This window comes from uncultured Polaribacter sp. (assembly GCF_947501385.1).
GTDB lineage: Bacteria > Bacteroidota > Bacteroidia > Flavobacteriales > Flavobacteriaceae > Polaribacter.
This window is the reverse complement of sequence record NZ_CANMVP010000004.1, coordinates 1-15,313: the sequence shown is the minus strand read 5'-3', so window position 1 is coordinate 15,313 and position 15,313 is coordinate 1. Positions and strand designations below refer to the sequence as shown.

Annotated in this window: 14 protein-coding genes; all 14 read right to left on the bottom strand. The window is 27.0% G+C overall.

Translation table 11 applies throughout. The features are described 5' to 3' along the window. Positions 1–2 precede the first annotated feature (2 nt). Positions 3–788 (bottom strand): polysaccharide biosynthesis/export family protein, encoded by a 786-nt coding sequence (locus Q0998_RS03590; RefSeq protein ID WP_299666373.1) that lies wholly within the window; start codon positions 786–788, stop codon positions 3–5. 43 nt (positions 789–831) lie between these two features. Continuing rightward, complete coding sequence (locus Q0998_RS03585; protein WP_299666371.1) at positions 832–2,727, bottom strand: nucleoside-diphosphate sugar epimerase/dehydratase; 1,896 nt, start codon at positions 2,725–2,727, stop codon at positions 832–834. A gap of 28 nt (positions 2,728–2,755) precedes the next feature. Continuing rightward, on the bottom strand, positions 2,756–3,856 hold the full coding sequence (locus Q0998_RS03580; RefSeq protein ID WP_299666370.1) for a DegT/DnrJ/EryC1/StrS family aminotransferase: 1,101 nt from the start codon (positions 3,854–3,856) through the stop codon (positions 2,756–2,758). Positions 3,857–3,876: 20 nt separating this feature from the next. Then, entirely contained in the window at positions 3,877–4,827 is a 951-nt protein-coding gene (locus tag Q0998_RS03575) for a glycosyltransferase family 4 protein (RefSeq protein ID WP_299666368.1), read from the bottom strand. 2 nt (positions 4,828–4,829) lie between these two features. Continuing rightward, a complete protein-coding gene (locus Q0998_RS03570; RefSeq protein WP_299666365.1) occupies positions 4,830–5,753 on the bottom strand; it encodes an NAD-dependent epimerase/dehydratase family protein in 924 nt (307 codons plus the stop codon). Positions 5,754–5,756: 3 nt separating this feature from the next. Then, positions 5,757–6,503 (bottom strand): glycosyltransferase family 2 protein, encoded by a 747-nt coding sequence (locus tag Q0998_RS03565; protein WP_299666363.1) that lies wholly within the window; start codon positions 6,501–6,503, stop codon positions 5,757–5,759. A gap of 3 nt (positions 6,504–6,506) precedes the next feature. Beyond that, a complete protein-coding gene (locus tag Q0998_RS03560) occupies positions 6,507–7,433 on the bottom strand; it encodes a glycosyltransferase family 2 protein (RefSeq protein ID WP_299666360.1) in 927 nt (308 codons plus the stop codon). Further along, a complete protein-coding gene (locus Q0998_RS03555; protein WP_299666357.1) occupies positions 7,426–7,977 on the bottom strand; it encodes a putative colanic acid biosynthesis acetyltransferase in 552 nt (183 codons plus the stop codon). Before Q0998_RS03555 ends, Q0998_RS03560 begins: the two co-directional genes overlap by 8 nt. Next, positions 7,974–9,092, bottom strand: a complete 1,119-nt coding sequence (locus tag Q0998_RS03550; RefSeq protein ID WP_299666354.1) for a glycosyltransferase — start codon at positions 9,090–9,092, stop codon at positions 7,974–7,976. Before Q0998_RS03550 ends, Q0998_RS03555 begins: the two co-directional genes overlap by 4 nt. A 6-nt stretch (positions 9,093–9,098) precedes the next feature. Further along, complete coding sequence (locus Q0998_RS03545) at positions 9,099–10,430, bottom strand: O-antigen polymerase (protein WP_299666351.1); 1,332 nt, start codon at positions 10,428–10,430, stop codon at positions 9,099–9,101. Between the two features lie 39 nt (positions 10,431–10,469). Further along, positions 10,470–11,861 carry a hypothetical protein gene (locus Q0998_RS03540; RefSeq protein WP_299666349.1) on the bottom strand — a complete coding sequence of 464 codons (1,392 nt, stop codon included), beginning with the start codon at positions 11,859–11,861 and terminating at the stop codon, positions 10,470–10,472. Between the two features lie 25 nt (positions 11,862–11,886). Continuing rightward, positions 11,887–12,495 (bottom strand): acyltransferase, encoded by a 609-nt coding sequence (locus Q0998_RS03535; RefSeq protein ID WP_299666347.1) that lies wholly within the window; start codon positions 12,493–12,495, stop codon positions 11,887–11,889. A 10-nt stretch (positions 12,496–12,505) separates the two neighbouring features. Next, positions 12,506–13,924, bottom strand: coding sequence for a flippase (locus Q0998_RS03530; protein ID WP_299666345.1), 1,419 nt, complete (start codon positions 13,922–13,924; stop codon positions 12,506–12,508). A 244-nt stretch (positions 13,925–14,168) separates the two neighbouring features. Beyond that, the gene (locus tag Q0998_RS03525) at positions 14,169–15,215 is read right to left on the bottom strand and encodes a nucleotidyltransferase family protein (protein WP_299666343.1); all 1,047 of its coding nucleotides are present in this window, start codon (positions 15,213–15,215) and stop codon (positions 14,169–14,171) included. Positions 15,216–15,313: the final 98 nt, after the last annotated feature.

Below are 15,313 nucleotides of genomic sequence, written 5' to 3'. Positions count from 1 at the left end.
TTTTATCTGGTTAAAAGTGAGACAATAGTAATAATTAAACCTGTTAATGAAATAAATAAGGTAGTGTTACTATTACTAGATGCTGATTGGATTCTGGCATAATTGTGCTCTACATAAATAACATCATTCTGTTGTAAATAAAAAACTGGAGATGTATATATTTTTTTTGATAGTAAATTTACTAGATACTCTTTTTTTAAATCTCCCTCTTCACGAATTACCATGATATTATCTCTTTTAGCAGAAATATTTAAATCGCCAGCCAATCCAATGGCATCTAAAATAGTCACTCGTTCATTAGGGATATTATAAGTTCCTGGTTTAGCAACATCACCTTGCACTGTAATCTTAAAATTAGCGATTCTAATATTAACTGTAGGATTTTTAACGTAATCAGGAGCTAACTTGTTTTTTAATAATTGAATGGTCTCTTCTCTTGTCAATCCTCCGATTTTTAATTTTCCAAATATGGGAAAATCGATCTCCCCATTGCTATCAATTAAATAAGTCAATTGCTGTGCCTGCCCAACAACCGAGTTAGTCGTGACCGCAAAAGCTACAGCGGGCAGATTGAAAGGTTTTACTGCTTCTAAATCATCTGATGAAATTGTAATTTGTAGTAAATCATCTGGTTTAAAAACCGTTTTGTACACATTACTTACTTTCGCTTGATCAATCTCATCATATTGAAAATACGCTATTTTTTTATTGGAGACACAGGACGAAAAGAAGACCCCTAAAATAGTAATTATTATAAATGGTTTTATTTTACTTAAAAATAAATTCATATCAATATTCTTTTTTGCGAAAATAATATTTTATATTGATTCTTTAGCCATTAACGTCTAGTTTTTCATAGACTGAATTGTTAGAGATGTATTCTGGTACAATTTCTTTTATCAACTCAACAATCATATAATTTGTGAAAGTCGCATTTTTCTCCGTTAGTTCTATGATTTGTTTTTTAATTTCACTATAATGTATATCAGGAGATTTCGCAATCATAATTTTTTCATGATAGGTTTTTATAGTGTTTTCTCCGTTTGCCAACAACTCTTCATACAATTTTTCTCCTGGTCGTAAACCCATAATTTTGATATCAATATCTTCTGGATATTTTAATCCAGAAAGTGAAATCATCCTTTTTGCCATATCGAAAATCTTTACCGATTTGCCCATATCAAAAATATAAATCTCTCCTCCGTCGCCCATGGTTCCTGCTTCTAAAACCAATCTACAGGCCTCTGGAATGGTCATAAAATACCGAGTAATCTCTTTATGAGTAACCGTTAAAGGGCCACCATTTTCTATTTGTTTTTTAAATAATGGGATTACAGACCCATTGGATCCTAAAACATTTCCAAAACGAGTGATTGTAAACTTCGTATCACTTTTTTTGTTACTCAAACAGCCAATGTACATTTCTGCCAATCTTTTAGTTGCTCCCATTACGTTTGTTGGGTTTACTGCTTTGTCGGTTGAAACCATCACAAATCTTTCAACTTTGTATTGTAACGATAAATCTGCAATATTTTTTGTCCCACAAACATTAATTCGAACGGCCTCATACGGGCTGTTTTCCATCAAAGGAACATGCTTATAGGCTGCCGCATGAAAGACTTTTTGAGGTTGGTATTTTTCAAATATTTCTTGCATTCTTTTGAAGTCTCTAACGTCTGCAACTAAAGCCTTAAAATTATTTTCTCCGCTTTGCAACAACTCTTGTTGTAGATCATACAAAGAAGATTCTGATTGATCTACTAAAATAAGTAGTTCTAAATTATAATTGGCTAATTGTCTCGATATTTCACTACCAATGGACCCTGCTGCACCAGTAACCAAAACTATTTTATTAGCAACTTCTCTTTTAACTATTGGGTTATTTATAGAAATGGTTTCTCTTCCTAATAAATCATCGATGTTGATTTGTTTGATTTGATTTGCTTGTAAATCACCTTCAATCCATTGAGAAAGTGGTGGCACTATTTTTACCTCAACTCCTAAAATCAATAATTGATCTGTAATTTCTAAAAGTCTATTCGGTTTGATTTTTTGAATCGATATGATGATTTCATCAATATCATGATTTTCTATAAATTCTTTATCTATTTTAGAAGCATTATATATTTTTATTCTGTCTATTTTTTTATTGATTTTGTTGAGATCATCGTCTATAAAACCTAAAATATCATAATTATTGCCTCTTTCTCTATTTAAAGCACCATAAGTAATCATTCCTGAATCTCCTGCTCCATATATTAAAACATTGGTGATTGTTTTCAACTCCGTCGAAATCACTTCGTAAAAAGCCTTAAATATATACCGGCTTATAATTAATAAAAAAACAGAAACCAAATAGTGTATTAAAATAATCGACTTAGGGATTGTAAAACCTTTGTAAATTTCTAAAAACTGGTTAAGAACTACAAGCGTCCCTATAAATACACTAAAAATGGTAACTCCAAAAAAAACGTTAAACACATCTTTTGTTCCTGTATGTCTTATAATTCCTTTATAAGAACCTACCAAAAGAAAACTAATTAAAGAGATAATTATTACGATAGGTAATTGTTCCTTCAAACTTGAAATATCAAAATCTAAACTAATATTAAAACGTATGGCATAAGCTATGATAAATGCAAAGCAAATAAGAATTATATCAATACCTAAAACAAACCATTTAGAGGCATATTTATTTAAGGCTTTTAAAAAGAAATTTCTTAGCATTATAATTAAAATAAGGAACTTCGCGAAGTTACAATAATTTCTTGATTGAAGAAGTGATTCTTTCCAAATCGGTGATTTCTAAATCTGAACCAGATGGCAAACAAAGTCCATTGTTAAATAAATTTTCGCTGATCATTTCTCCATAAAAAGGAAATTCCTTAAAAACAGGTTGTAAGTGCATTGGTTTCCAAAAGGGTCTTGATTCTATATTATTTTTCAGTAAAAACATCCTTAAATCTTCTCTATTAAAACCTGTTAATTTTTCATCAATCACAACACAGCTTAACCAGTGGTTCGATAATCTATTTTTATTTAATTCTTCTAACAGCTTGAAACCTTTTAGTTCTTTGAAAAATTTTTTATAAAAAAAATTTACATTTCTTCTTCGTGAGATATGCTTCTCTAAAAATTTCATTTGCTTTACTCCAATTCCTGCTAAAACATTACTTATTCGATAGTTGTAACCTATCTCTGAATGCTGATAATGAGCTACTTTATCTCTTGCTTGCTTAGATAGGTAAATTGCTTTTTGTTTATCTTCTTCATTTTTGCAGATTAAAACTCCTCCACCAAAAGTGGTCACAATTTTATTATTATTGAAAGAAATGATGCCATAATCCCCGAAAGTACCACATTTTTTTCCTTTAAATTCAGAACCTAATGCTTCTGCTGCATCTTCAATGAGTTTTATGTTGTATTTTTTTGCTATTAAAGAAATTTCTTCAATTTTTGCAGGCATCCCATATAGATGTACAAAAATAATAGCCTTTGGTTTTTTCCCTTTAGAAATCCGATCTAAAATGGCTTTTTCCAAATATTTAGGGCACATATTCCAAGTATCTTTTTCGCTATCTATAAAAATTGGGATTGCTCCTTGATAAATGGTGGGGTTTGCAGATGCAACATACGTAAAGCTTTGACAAAGCACTTCATCTCCGTGGCTAACTCCTGATAAAATTAAAGATAAATGTATTGCAGAAGTTCCAGAATTTAAAGCAGCAACACAGTTTTTTTTTCCTAGATATTTTTCTAAAGATTTTTCAAAATCTAAGACATTTTTTTCTTCAGATGTAATATTCTCCAATGAAATATCTGAAATTGACTTAGAGAGAAAAATTCTTGTATCCATTAACTATTTCATTTTAAAAATCATGCTTTCAATTTCTTAAATAAGAAGATATATAATAACGTGAAAATTGATACTAAAATTGCTAAAATTAAGAATTGGAGTTGTAATTCTAAATGATATGTCTTATAAACAATCATATTTATGATTAACTGAATACAGGCATAAATGATCGACACTTTTAAATGAGACATTTTTTTGATATCTACTAATTTTTGGTAGATGTGGTGTCGATGAGGATCTAAAATACTTTCTTGTGTAAAAAACGTACGATACAACAAAGTGTTACCTGCATCAGCTCCATAAACGATTACTAAGAGTAAAATAAGCGGAGAATTCAATTTATATGTTAGGTAAAAACCAACAAAGAAAATGAGCATTCCAATAGATATACTACCAATATCACCTGCGAAAAACACAGCTTTTTTTCTGAAATTATAAAAACCAAAAACGAGAATCGCTAGGATTGCATATATTAGTAGTTCCTGATTTACAATCTGTTCATCAATATTAATCAAATATAAACCAGAAATTGTAGCTAAACTATATAAGCCTGTTATTCCGTTGATACCATCCATAAAATTAAACATGTTGATAACTCCTATTCCTGTTATCAAATATAAAAAGAACATATAAACAGGATGAAATGGCAAACCTATTTGATATAATATTAAATAAATTGCAATCAATTGAAATGGAAATCTAATTTTAGAACTTAACGTATAGATATCATCTAAAAAACTAACGATTGAAATCCCTATAACACCTGCAAAAAAATAGGGATATTGAAAATCATTCAACAAAAAAAATAATGCGATAGCAATAGGAAACAAGATTCCTCCACCTCTAACAGTTATTTTTTTATGAGAACTTCTTTGATTTGGCTTATCAATAATTTTATATTTAACAGCTAGTTTTAAATACAAGTACGATACAATAACTAAAATAAATAAAACGAATGCGTATTTTCCCATAATTAGAATGAAGCTATTGTTTTTTTGATACCTTCTTCAGCTGATAAAGGTAAATCTTTTTGTATAGCTTCTTTTATTTTTAAATTAGAAACCTCATAGTTTTCTGTTAATTTCTGAAGTCTTTCTGAATTTATAGGGATGGGTATCATATCTCCCACTTTGGCTAAAAATCTTATAAATCTTTTAGGTAGGTTTAAGATTTTTGTAGGTTTATTTAAAACATCTCCCATAATTTTAACCAAATCTATTGTAGATAAGGATGTATTATCAGCTACATTATAAATACCTGATTGAATATTGTTATTTTCAATCAATTCATTAATAATAAAACACAGGTTTTCTACAGAGACAAAAGATCTTTTATTTTGGTATTTCCCAAATGGATAAGGTATTCCTTGAGATACAAAACTATATAACAAATTTAAATTACCTTTATTTTCTGGACCATGTATCATACAAGGTCTTAAAATATATACTCTCTTATTTTGAGGTATTTCTTGAGATAAAATATAATTTTCTGCTGCTAATTTAGATTTACCGTAGGCAGTAACAGGATGTGCTAAAACATTTTCCGTCAATTCCCCTTCTACTAATTCAGCCACCGCTTTTACAGAGCTCATATAAATAAACACTTCACTATCACTCTTCAAAAATTGATTAAAGAGCGTTTTTGTTAATTCAGTATTAATTTCAAAATACTCTTTGTCTTCTGAAGTTTTTTTTAAATCGTGGGCTTTTCCTGCTAAATGTATGAAACCTCTAGATTTGTTTATAATTTCTAAATTAAGATCTAGATAGTTTATCTCATCATTCTCAGGGTTTCTAGAAACTCCGAGTACTAGCTTATCTATTTCTAAGAAATACTGTGTTAGATTACTACCAACAAAACCTTTATTTCCTGTAATTATATGAGGTTTTTCTGCCAAAACTTATCCTTTATTTAAGAAGCCAACTATTTTCCAAAATCCTCTTAACTTTACTTTTGTTGGGCTAAATTTAATATTATTTCTTAATAATGCTTTGTTAATCTCTTTTGAAATCAATTTATAACTACTAATTCCAGAGCTACTTAACCCTCCTATTAACATTGATGTTGTAGTAATGTCAGAGAATTTCCAAGTAATATCATGTTTTAAGAAAAAACGAGTAATTAATTCGTAATCTGCACCAATAATAAAGTCTAATTGGTAATTACCATATTTCTCAAATAGTTTTCGATCAAAAAATATTGCTGGATGCGCTGGCATAAAACCTATTTTTAATTTTTCTGGATTCCAATTTTTTGCCGAATATTTTCTAACAATTTTTCCTGCTTCATTGAATTGTATAATATTACCAACAGAAGCTTCAATATCATTTTCTTTATGAAGTTTTGCTACATTTTCTAGAACATTATCATCAAAAAAAATATCATCAGAGTTTAAGATTCCAACTACATCACCTGTTGCTAATGCAATTCCTTTGTTCATGGCATCATACAATCCTTTATCTTTCTCTGAAATATGATTTGAAATAATTTCTTTATAATCTGCTATTAGATTTAAAGTATTATCAGAAGAATTTCCATCTACAACAATATACTCTATATTTTTATATGTTTGATCTCTAACAGATTTAAAAGTTTTCTCAATTGTTTTTTCGCTATTGTAGCAAACTGTTATTATGGAGATTTTCATACATTAAGAGAATTTAGTAATATTATATCCATATTCTACATTAAAATATTCTATCAATTTTTCTTTATCCCTGCCTGCATATTTATATGCTTCGTATATTTTAACATCAACTAAAAATCGATACCAAAAACACTGTAAAATAGACCAAATAAAACCTCTTTTACCTTCTAAAAAACCTCCTTGCAGAAAATACCTTATGAAGAAAAACAAAAAAGGTCTGACAAATAATGGCATTTTTAAATACCTCATTTTTAACCACCTTCTTCTTTCCTCGGAAGTACCAAAAAAATTATCACTTGTCAATTTATTATTAGTAAAATTATATATTTTATCTAAAACGTCTATTGCTTCTCTTGTTGCATAGTTATTATGCTTTTGTGTCCACCAAGAAATTTTATTAAAATTATTATCAATTAAATTACCTTTCAAACTTTCAGTTTCACCATCTACAATAGAAATCATTCTTTCATCCATCCATCTCTGCTCACAAATTGCAGTTTTGTTTCTCCAAATTTTAAGATGCCAAATTGGATACATTCCTCCTTTTTTAAGTGGTTTATCAAAAAAACACATCATACGTTTAATTCTAAGACCAATTACTTCTTTATTAAAGTGAGGTAATTTATTTAAAATATTAGTCTGTAATTCTTCATCAATATATTCATCTGCATCTATTCTAATAACCCAGTCTGTATTTATCTCTGTATTTTTAATTGCCCAATTAAATTGCGTTGCATAATTTATCCACTTATTTTGATAAAACCTAACTCCATATTTTTTAGCAATATTTTCTGTTTCATCTTTTGAAAAAGAGTCTACAACTACTATTTCTTTACAAACATCTTTTAACGAATTTAAACATCTTTCTAAATGTAATTCCTCGTTAAACGTTAGTACTATTGCGGTTAATGACGTTGTTGTATTATTCAATTACTTCTCTTTTTTTGATTAATTTTGCGGGATTACCTCCAACAATAGTCCATGGTGCTATATTCTTATAAACAGAAGATCTAGCTCCTACAACTGCCCCTTGTTCTATGGTTACCCCCATTCCTAAAAAAACATCTGCGCCAATCCAAACTTGGTCTTTAATAATTATTGGAGCTGTTATTAATGGATTTGAACTTTTTGTTACATCATGAGATGCAGAGCATAAATAACTTTTCTGAGAAACTGTTGAGTGCGCTCCTATTATAATTTTATCTACATTATAACAATCTACTTCTGGCGCCAAACAAGAAAATTCTTTCATCTCTAAATTCCAAGGAGCATATATTTTTACAGTTGAATATATTACGGCTTTACTGTTAATCTTAGCTCCAAACAACCTTAACAAAAATATTTTCCATCTATTACATAAACTTCTAGGCAATGGTTTTACCAATAAAAACCAACTAATAGACCATATTAATCTTTTAATTTGATTTAATTTTGATAATTTATTCTGATATTTAGATAAATTTACTTTAGTCATAATATGTCAACAAAAGCTGGTTTTTCAGTTTTTTTTAGTATCCAATTATATAATGTTATCATTTTTCTTGCAACAGCGTCTATACTATATTTTTGCTCTATTAACATTCGTCCATTTTTACCCTTTTCTAAAATTGTTTTTTCACTAATAGACATTGCTTCTTCCAAAGTATTTCTCAGTGGTTTTACACCAATATCTATCCACCAACCACAATTATATTTTTCTAAATCTATCCAAGGAGCACCTTTTGTAGTTATAACAGGTGTATAACTTGCTAAAGCTTCAGCGATTACAACTCCAAAATTTTCACTAAATGTAGGTAAAACAAATAAACTAGCTTCTCTGTATAGTTTTATTTTATCAGATCCAAAAACGGGTGATAAAATAAATATTTGGTTTTCTAACTTAGACTCTCTAATTAATTCTTGTAATTTTTGAATGTATTTAGGTTCTCCATTGCCAACAATTTCAATAACCCAACCTTTCTTTATACTCTTATCTAACTCTTTCCATGCTTCTATTAAGTTTTCAATACCTTTTTTAGGGTGTATCCTCGATAAAAATAAAATTTTCTTTTGTTTTATTTTTTTTACAGGAATTTCTTTTGGGAATTTATCTAAATCTATACCATTAGGTATCATAGCAATAGGGTTTTTTAGTCCCAAATTCCTCAAACTCTCAACCTCCATTTGAGCAGTTGCGTGTAAACAAGATGCTTTTTTCAAATCCCTAAATTGATATAGTTGTAAAGCAAAATATTTTTTTAATTTATTTTGCTTTAAAGACCAAGGTTCTAACATACCTCTAATTGTTATAATAAATGGTTTTTTTTCACTTCTTGCTTCTATAACCATTTCATGTATAGGTCTCTGCCAAATTCCATGAGCATGATAAATATCATAAGGTTCTTTAAATTTAAATTTATTTTTATAAAAATAAATGTTACTTTTTTTTGATTTAAAGGATTTAATAATGGGTTTTTCAGAATTTTTTGTTGCTAAATCTAAATGTATGTTTTTAGAAAGTTTTAAAATTTGCTCCATTAGATGTGTAACACTCCTAGCAGGACCACCTGTAGATTTATCAATAGAATTTATAATGTGAATTACTTTCATATTAAATTATTTTCTTGATTTTAAAGGAATAAGAATAAAAAAAATCAATAAGTATACTATTAAAAACTTTGTCAATAGGCTTACTAAACCTAAGGAAGATAACATTGGAGGCCCACTAACTGCTAGTATAGAAAATAGGGATGTTGCCAAAACATTAAATTTTTTTTTGCTAACAAAATTGTAAAATTTACCAAATAATAAACCAGAGATATAATAGAATATAATAAAACCAAAGATCCCAAAATTCATGTAACCCACCCAATTATGTTCTGGCCAACTAGAGCCTCTTAACCTATGAACTGGTAATGGAGGCTCTAAAACATCCCCAAGAGCCATAGCTCGTAAATACATTCCAGTATCTACAGGAGATTTATCTGGGAACATTGTTCTTGGAATTGGTGCCGTAATTAAACCAAAATAAGATTTCCCAAACCAAAAATTGTTTTCATCGAAATATGATAAAATAACAACATCTCTTTCCAATCTTCCAACTCTAGCTACAAAACCACTTTCAAAACTATCTATTGTATTATCTACAAATTCATCAGTATGGTCTAAATAGTATTCTAATGAATTCGACCTAAACTGAAGTATACCAACAATAAAAAAAGGTAAAAAAAGAACAAGTAGAATAATCTTAAAATTAAAAAGTGCTTTTACTCTTTTAAAAAGAAAATGATTCATTATTAATATTGAAAGCAAAAAAATAACTACTGGACCTCTTGCCCCTAAGGATCCAACAATAATAATTGTTAAAATAAAAAAAGGGAGTAATAATTTACTTTTTTTAATTTTAAAATACCACATTATAATCATGCCTCCTAGTTGAATAGCCATCATATAAAATGATTGATAATAACCTAAACCTGCATTGTTAGTTGATCTCAAGTGTAATTCACTCCAAATCTGAGATAACCCTCCCATTCTTTGGACGAATAGCAAATAAACTAAAAAACCAAGCACATAAACAATAACACCAAATTTAAAAAAAAAATTCTGATAAAAAATACTATTTTGTTTTTTTGGGTAATATTTAGTCAATAAGATTCTATTTAGAAAAATATTAAAAATTTTATTATCTGAATTAACACCATGATTAACACCAACATAAGTAACAAGATTACCTAAAAAAACAAACAACAAAGCTATATTTACAATAGTTAAATCTCTAAATTTTGGAAGCACTTGACTTAAAACTATCTTGTTGAATGAATCTGGATTTAGTGAGAAATATAAATTTGAAAAAGCTGGCAAAAAAGCAAAATACAAAAAAATAGCTCCTGGTGAAAAAACATTTTTTAAGTTATTCTTGTAATCATAATTTAATAAAAAAAACAATAAAATTATATTTAATACTGAAAGTAAAATCATCATAAACTATAAAAATTTATTTAAAAAATTAATTATATTTTCTCTTGAGTTATTTTCAAAATAATTATTATTTAAAATTTTCGAGTCTTTATAATCATTCTTTAAAATATAATCAATAGCATCTTTTTTATTATCAATAAAAACTATCTTATTACTTTCCTCTATATTTTCAAAATATTCCCAACCAGATAGCTTTATAATTCCTATTTTAGGGCAAAAAGCTAAAGCCTCAATTAGTGCAGTTGAATGAACTCCAAATATAGCATAACTTTCTTTAAAAAGAGTATATAAATTCTTTTCATCATTAGTTACTATTTCTATATTTTTAGAAATTAATATTGATTTATATTTCCTATTTGCAAAAGAATATTCTGCTGGATGAGCCTTAAATATAATTTTAAAATCTGGTAAAATTTTTGCAACTTCTTGCGTAAAATAAGCGATATCTTCTCTAATTTGAGAAATGAATACTAATTGATTTAAATTTCTTTTAATTTTAATTTCATTTCTAAAATTATCTATATATGGATAACCTGTAGAAATAATATTTTTATCTAATAATGGAAGCCTAGAGTTTTTAACCCAGTTTTCTCCCCATGCCAAAAAAAAGTCGGGAAAGGTCTTAAGTGTAAGATTTTTATAGTTTTTGTAATTATAGTTTATGTGATATTTACCAACTGTACCATGTTGTAACTCTACTATTGGTATTTTTTTTTGTTTAGAAACATAATTAAAAACTTGATTGATAAAAGAATATGAAACTACAGTGACTACAACTTTGGGTTTAAATTTGATAAGTAATTTTACTATAAAGAATTTTGTTATTTTCCACTTCTTTAATAATATTGGTATTTCATTCTGAAGAGTATTTGTATGCACATTCCAAATGTTAGATATTTTCCACTCTAAAGTTTTAATTTTCTCTAGATCACCTAAAGATAATTTTGTTCCTTGTTTTTTGCTAATAATATTACTTGTAAATTGAATTAAATCTAAATAAAAAAAATTATTTCTCTTAATTGGTTTTAAATGAGCCTGATTATGGCTTACAAAGCCCTCCAATAATAGGTAGTTATTATTTAAACTAGGTAATAGATTATCAATATAAATGTCTTCAAAAAAACCCTGATTAAATTTTCTTCTAGGATGATTTAAAATTAATATGTCTTTTCTTTTAAAGCTAAAAAAAGGATTATGGAAAATTGAATTATATAATATATTAAAGAAAAGCTTAATTCTTAATCCTTTTTTTTCATTTCTTTTAACAACAAATTTGTTTACTAATTTGGAAGATAATTCTGTGAAAATTATAGTTCTAACCAACTCCCAAATAGGAATAGAATCTATATTCCAAGCAAATAGATTATTTTCTTCTTCAAAAGAAATAAATTCTTCCAAAAGTTGTTTATGCGACATCATAGACTTAATTTTCTATTTTTTTATTATCACTTAAGTTTAATTTTAAAGAATCACTTAACACAGAGTAATATTGTTTAGATAAATCATAGACCTCTTGTTCATTTAAATAACTCTTAAAACTAATTACTTTTGCAGGAATCCCTCCAACAATTGCGTTAGGTGGTAAATTACGTGTAACAACAGAATTTGCACCAACAACTGTGTTTTCTCCTATTTCTATTCCTGGATTTATAAAAACTTTCGCTCCAATCCAACAATAATTACCAATAATAACATTTCCTTTCTTTATAGAAAATTCGTTATTGATTCCTTTGGTTTTAAAATCTTGATTAGCTATATTAGATTTTGTGTAAATATAAACTAAATGAGATATTGAGACACTTTTACCTATTTGAATTTTTTGTGAATATGATGTTTGTAGATATGAATATCTCCCAATATATGAATTTTCCTTTATAACTATTTCTCCATCTCCGTGAAATAAAATACCCTTCCCGTTATAATTGAAAGTTTTATGAATATCATATTTACTAGAATAAATATTATAATTTAGCCTATGATAGAACCAAGATATCTTATCTAAGATTAGATATATGAAGTTTAATATTTTCATTATTCTTTTTTTATTTTAAAGCATATTTTTTAAACACAAACGTAGAAAATGAAATTAAGACAATTATTTTTAATAAAATATTTGTCTTAAAAGTAACATTTAAAGTATTCAGATAACCGTGCAAATAATAAGTTGATATTATAATAAATAAGGGAATCAAAAAAAAAGAAATTTCGATTGTTAAGTATTCTTTATATTTAATTTTAGAGTTAATATAATGTACCAAGAATAATAATAAATAAGATCCCAAGGTTGACCATGCTGCACCAATATAACCATAAATAGGTATCAGATAATAATTTAATATTATATTTAAAATACCAACAAAAATAGTAGATATAGAAATAAATTTTGTTTTTTTATTATAAAAAGAATAAGCTACATAAATAGAATATAAGAAAAAGAAAAAATACCCAATTACTACAAACGGTATAACAGAAAAGGCCTCGTGATAACTTTTATCTGCAAAAATAAATAATATTTCTTTTGAAAATAAAATTAAAATTAAAGAGACTAACGTCATAATTAAAACATACTTTTTGGTAAGCACATTAATTTCCATATATTTTTTTAAATTTAATTTATTATAGAAAATAGGTGTCCAAGCTGCTAGTGTTGCAGTACAAACAATATTTTGAATCATACCTATTCTGTATGCTATAGAATACAATCCTGCTTCTTTTTCCCCTAATATATTGTTAATCATCACCTGATCAAAAGTTGTAAGAACATTTTGAGATATTAGGTGTAATAAAATTGGTAAACCAAATGAAAGAGAATAAACTACATATTTCTTTTTTAATGAAAATGAAAAAAAATTCTTTATATTATATATTATAATTACTGTTATTGTTAATACTGAAGCTAGCATAGCATATGATCTTCCAAAATATTTATCTTCAGCTAAATAAAACATTATTATTACAGAAAAGCTTACTCCAATAAAAACTTGTATAACTTTTTGGAGTGATAAAAATTTACTTTGCTTTGATGCTTGAAGATATGCTTGGTAGAGTTGAATAAAAACTGTAAAGAAAGATATAATAACACCAAAATAAATTAGTTTCATTGGTATGTCAAAAAAACCCTGAACCGAAACTCTGAAAAAAAACAATAAAATCACCAAAATGACACAAACAAAAAAACTTAATGTTACATTAGTATTAAAAAAATCGAAAAAATCATCGTTTTCTTCATAATAATATCTAATTATTGCTCCTCTAATTCCTAACCCTAAAATAACAGAGAATAATGTCACAAAAGATACAAAAACAGACATAATTCCAAAATCTTCTGGACTAAGCAATCTAGTATAAAATGGTAAAGCAATAAAACCAATTAACAAAGATATAAACTCTGCTGTTAGATAATTTTTTGAATGAATAATTAATTCTTTAAAATCTACATTCAAATTGAATTTATTTTTCATAAATTTTTATTGCCTTTGTATTTTACTTTCTTCAATATCTCGCTTCAAATTTTATTTTCTTAATGGTAAGTATATCTAAAATAGTTGTAAAAGAAATTAAATTTTATAATAAAAAATTAAACACTATAAATTTAAACTTACCTATATTATTTAAAATTTTCATTAAAATAATTAATACAGGAGTATTCAGTTTCAATTATAGATAATTTAACTGTTTTATATTATATATAATGTTTTTAAGCTATCATTTATTAATATGTTTTACAAATTCTTGTGCATTTTTATAATCAATTGGTTTCCCGATATCAATCCAATAACCTCGAATTGGATTGTGTAATAATTTCCCACCTGTAGAGACTATTTCATCCATCAAATCAGTAATATCATAATATTTATTTTTAGGGATTTTAGATATTAAATCTTTATTAAACAAATAAACTCCAGCATTTGAATGGTAAATATATGTTGGCTTTTCTTTAAAAGCATTTACCCTATAGTCTGAACTTTCAAAAACTGCATAGGGAACGTCTATTTTGTATTCAGTAGAAGCAACAACCATATCTGCATTTTCAGCTATTAACTTGAGATACATTTCTTCAATATTAACATTAGTAAATAAATCACTGTTCATTAAAAGAACTTGGTTAGATTCAAATTTATCCACTAAAGACAATGCTCCTGCTGTACCTAAGGCTCTTTCTTCCCATATATACTCAATTTCAATACCTTTCGAACTACCATCTCCAAAATAATCTTCGATTTGTTTTCCTAAATATTTAACAGATATATATATTTTTTTTATTCCGAAAGCAATAAGCCTATCAATATTATATTCAATAATTGGCTTTTCTCCTAGAGTAAGCATAGGCTTTGGTATTGAATCTGTCAATGGGCTTAATCTCTTCCCTCTTCCGCCTGCCATAATCATACACTCAACAGGAACAACAGATTTTATTTTATCAAGATCAATTATTTTATTTAATGTTTTATCATTATTTAAAATTGGAAGTATTATAATATTTTGTTCCCTAATACTTCGTAATTCAATAAAACCTTCAGTTTTATATTTATAAACGAAACCTCTAAAGCAAATTTCACCAACTTTTTTAAATAAATCTTTATCTTTAGCTAATGACCTTCTAATATCTCCATCAGTAAGCGATCCTATAATTTCTCCATTATCTTTGGATACAAAAAGAATTAATCTACTTACATCTCTAATCAAATTTAACTTTTCTAAAGCATCAGAAATAGTTTCATTTTCTGATATTACTAAATTTTTATAGTCCATATCTATTTTTATGTATAAATTAATTGAGTTATACGTTTAGCTTCTGTTTTATTAATTTTTGATATACTGGCTTTTCTTCAACCATCCTACAAATCGTT